The organism is Olsenella sp. HMSC062G07, assembly GCF_001811895.1.
GTDB lineage: Bacteria > Actinomycetota > Coriobacteriia > Coriobacteriales > Atopobiaceae > Olsenella_F > Olsenella_F massiliensis.
Genome location: NZ_KV806929.1, coordinates 1 through 2766, shown reverse-complemented (window position 1 = coordinate 2766; position 2766 = coordinate 1). Strand labels below are relative to the sequence as shown.

Annotated in this window: 5 protein-coding genes; all 5 read right to left on the bottom strand. The window is 67.3% G+C overall.

What is annotated here, in order from left to right:
* Positions 1-193: 193 nt before the first annotated feature.
* Positions 194-499: a hypothetical protein gene (locus HMPREF2826_RS00365; protein ID WP_070638050.1), complete on the bottom strand. Its 306-nt coding sequence runs from the start codon at positions 497-499 to the stop codon at positions 194-196.
* A 9-nt stretch (positions 500-508) separates the two neighbouring features.
* Complete coding sequence (locus HMPREF2826_RS00360; RefSeq protein ID WP_070638047.1) at positions 509-1540, bottom strand: phage tail tube protein; 1032 nt, start codon at positions 1538-1540, stop codon at positions 509-511.
* Positions 1533-1697, bottom strand: a complete 165-nt coding sequence (locus tag HMPREF2826_RS09345; RefSeq protein ID WP_168163948.1) for a hypothetical protein — start codon at positions 1695-1697, stop codon at positions 1533-1535. The genes HMPREF2826_RS00360 and HMPREF2826_RS09345 overlap by 8 nt, the downstream gene beginning before the upstream one ends.
* Positions 1678-2184: a hypothetical protein gene (locus HMPREF2826_RS00355; protein ID WP_070638044.1), complete on the bottom strand. Its 507-nt coding sequence runs from the start codon at positions 2182-2184 to the stop codon at positions 1678-1680. Before HMPREF2826_RS00355 ends, HMPREF2826_RS09345 begins: the two co-directional genes overlap by 20 nt.
* On the bottom strand, positions 2181-2766 hold a 586-nt coding region (locus HMPREF2826_RS09340; RefSeq protein WP_168163947.1), incomplete at its 5' end, for a hypothetical protein. The genes HMPREF2826_RS09340 and HMPREF2826_RS00355, both read right to left, overlap by 4 nt.

Sequence of the window (2766 nt, the reverse complement as noted above, 5' to 3'; positions counted from 1 at the left end):
CCGGAACGCCATCAGCGCCCACCGCCGAAAATCCGCTGCATGCGCGCCCGCCTCCCCTCGGCCCGCCTCTCGGTGAACGACTTGCCGCCATCCCGTGGAAGTGCGGCGAACCATTCCTCGAAGACGAGCGGGTACTCGTCGCACAGCCTCGCGAGGTCGTACGGCGAGCACCCGGTCTTTATCGCCGCGACGGCTATTTCGCGGGCGCGGACGCTAAAGGGGCCGCAGCCTTCTCGACCTTGGACACCTCGATGCCGTAGCCCTCGGCGAGCGTGCGGATGGCCTCAAGCGGGGGCACGTCCTCGTCGATGCCGTACTCGGCGAGCTTGCCGAGGCGCTTGATGTCGAAGTACACCCAGAGGTAGTCGCTCTTCGCGCCGCGCGAGGGGGACGCGGGGATTTCCTGCGAGGCGTCGAGGGCGTCCCAGCGGCAAAGCTCGGTGAGGGTGATGTCCTCGGTCTTCTCCTCGTTGGAGATGGTGCAGACGTAGCGGTTCATTGTCGCTCCTTAGGCGGTGGTGGTCGCGGCCTCGTACTTGGCGACCTTGTTGACGATCTCGATGGTCACGGGGCTGTCGGTGCGCGAGGCGATGCCCACGTTGTCGGCGGAGAACTCAACCTCTGCCGCCGCGCCCTCCGGGTCTACCTCGGGCATCTCGAAGTTCCACGGCACGTTGCCGATGGTCACGCCGAGGGTGCAGTTGGCGTCCTGCGAGTGCGTGAAGCTCCACTTGGTGGAGCCGTAGACCACGTTGGGGGTGACGGAGGTGCCGTTGGCCGCGCCCGTCAGGGTCTTGCGCATCAGCGTCCAGTCCTCCGGCTGCGCGGTGACGTTGACGCCGGTGGTCAGCTTGCCCTCGGCAAGCTCGTTCGGGATGACCTGCCCCGCGCCGCGATAGGCGGTAAGCGAGTTCGAAAGCTCGAAGCTGCCCTTGGTGATGGTCGCCGCCACGGGCGTCTGGCTGTTGGTGTCGATCAGGAACTCGCCTGCGGTCGGGATGAAGTAGCCGTCGAAGCAAGAGGGTTCGGTGTCGCCGGTCCACGAGCCGAAGAGCTTTGCGGCGATGCCCGCTGCGGTCACGCCGATGTCGAGCGGCGCGTTGCCCTCGAAGGACAGGCTCACGGTGTCCACCTTGCAGCCCGTGGCCTGCTGCACCGTCGAGAGCGCGGTGTCGCCAAGCTGGCCCCAGAAGGTGAGGTACTTGAGGACGTTGCCGAGCTTGATGACGTGCTTGTAGTAGCCGGTCTTGCCGGTGACCTCCGTGGTGGTCACGTTGCCGAGGGCCGCGTAAAGGTAAAGGCCGAGCGCGTCGGCGTAGGCCAGCGTCTCGAAGTCGACTCCAATGTTGACCTCGGAGACGTAAGCCCCGTTGGAGGCGTTGGCGCGAAGGCCGCACGCCACGTTCTTCTGCTCAACGGTGCGCTCGGGCTTTACCAGCCCGCCGCCCGTGAGGCCGTGCTTGAACTGGGGCTGCGCCGCAGCCGTGGCCTTGTCCTTCTGCAAGGCCACGCCCAGCAGGGCGATGGATGTGTTAATCATCGGTACTCTCCTTCTTCGCTCGCGCGGCCTTAACCGCATCGATCTCCTTCAGGGCCTCGATGAGTTGGGGAGGCCCCTCAACCCTCTGACCCTTCCTGACCTCGTAGTCGCGACCGTCGATGGATGCGGTCACGTCCCTAGTCGCCACGAGAGGCATCTGCCACCAACTCCTTGAACTCGCGCGGGCACATGGAGGACGCCTTGCACGTCACGTCCACCGATGCGGCCACGATGTACTGCTTGTCCGGGGTCGCGTCGCTCCCGGTCTCGGTCACCCTCGGGATGGCGTTGTCCACGTTCCTTCCTAGGGTCGCGTCGGCCATGACGCCCATGTAGACGCTGTTCACGTAGCGCTGGACGTTCGCAATCGCGACGTTCCGGTCCGTGTGCCGACTCATGCAGAAGACCGTGAGGGTGAAGGTGGTCTGGTTCTCGAAGCTCGTGGCGCTGCCGCTGGTGCTCGCCATCATCGGCAGCGGGTCGAGCCAGACCACGTTGGGGCGCTTGTTCGCCGGGGAGCCGAACGTCAGCTGCGGGACAGGAACCGGCTCGGCGTAGAGCGCGAGGCCCGCGTCCGAGAGGACCAGCCGAAGGCGCTCGAACAGCGCCGAGGCGGCGCGCTCGTAGGGCGTCTGGAGCCTCATAGGACCACCACCCTGTGACGCCCGAACTGCTCGATGGCCGCGTCGACCTCGGGCAGGCCGGTAGCGCCGTCCTTGCCGGCGAGCGTGTAGCGGATGAAGCCGGCGTCCGTGGCCTCGCCCGTGGCTCGGTCGGGGGTGACCGACGGGCGGAGGTAGTACCGGGCGAGCGCCAGGACGGCACCTGACACGCGGGCGGGTACCTCGTCGAGGCCGTAGCGGTAGCGTATGACCGCGTGGCCCTCCGGCCCCTGCGCCGTGCAGTCGGAGCGCAACCCCCACCCTTCAGTCAGCAGATCGCGCACGTCGTGGTCCGCGAGCCAGACGAAGCCGCCCCGGTAGGTCTCGGTGTATCCGACGCGGGGGACGAACGAGCGCTCGGCGTTCAGCTCGAACGTCTCGGTAGCCGCCTGCCGCGCCTCCCACAGGTCGTCGGCGCTGCGCTTGATGAAGTCGTCCCCGTCGTCGGTCGCCTTGAGGGCCGATAGCGGGAAGTAGTGGCGCGCCACCACCTCGATGTCGGTCGAGTACAGCGCCGAGCCGTCGGCGTCGCGCCATTCGACCGCCGCGAGCGCGGGGGCGTCG